The organism is Streptomyces sp. AC627_RSS907 (assembly GCF_019049165.1).
The window spans coordinates 1-751 of the sequence record NZ_JAGMUE010000747.1 but is presented as its reverse complement, the minus strand read 5'-3'; the positions used below and the strand labels follow the sequence as shown (position 1 = coordinate 751).

The window sequence follows — 751 nt, the reverse complement described above, 5'->3', positions numbered from 1 at the left end:
GTGTTCAGCCTCGCCGAGCTGTGCGTGCTGTCGGCGCATCGCCGCCGGGGGATCGCCACCCGCCTCGTCGACCAGCTCCTGACCCGCGCGACGGGCCCGCTGGCGACAGCGACGGTGGACGCGACCAACCCGCCCGCGCGGCACGCGTTCGCCTCCTGGGGCTGGTCGCGCACGGGCCCCCTGCTGCCGGCCGCCCCGCTCCCGGACGCGGCGCGGGAGCCGGACCGCGAGGCGTGGAGCCGCCGGCTGGGCCGCTGACCGTACGCCACGCGCCGGGGCGGGCCCGCTACCCGGCCCGCCCCGGCTCCGGCAGCTTCAGCACCTCCGTCAGGGCGGAGATGCTGTGGTCGCCGTGGCCGGCCTCGACCGCCCGCCTGAGCAGGTCGTGGAAGGGCTCGTGCCAGGTGACGTCGAGGTTGGCCTCCGCGCCGAGTTCCGCGTCGTGCGCCGCCCCGGCCAGGAACAGGTTCACCGAGGACGCGGGATCGCCGTACTCGCCCCGGTCGATCTCGTCGGCGAAGACCGGGAGGATCGAGTTGATCATCTCGAACCACTTGGTGCTGAACCGCACCATCGAGGCGACCGGCAGGCCACGGGCCTGGAGCGCCGCCGCGCCCTGGAAGAAACCGACGAGCGCGGGCAGCAGCGTGCCGCCCACCGCCATCTCGTACAGCGCCGCCAGGTCCGGGTCGGCGCCGAGGTAGACGGTGTCGCCGCCCAGCACCCGCAGCGTCGGCGCGAACTCCTCGAA

The 751-nt window shown here is 75.2% G+C and carries 1 protein-coding gene and 1 pseudogene; one reads left to right on the top strand and one right to left on the bottom strand.

Going from position 1 to position 751, the window contains the following annotated elements; all coding sequences use genetic code 11:
• Positions 1 to 258: N-acetyltransferase (locus KUM32_RS38400; protein ID WP_217146440.1), on the top strand; the 258-nt coding region annotated here is incomplete at its 5' end.
• Between the two features lie 28 nt (positions 259 to 286).
• Here the strand turns inward: KUM32_RS38400 and KUM32_RS38395 are convergent.
• Positions 287 to 751 (bottom strand): annotated as a pseudogene (locus KUM32_RS38395) (NAD(P)-dependent oxidoreductase); the annotation flags it as partial.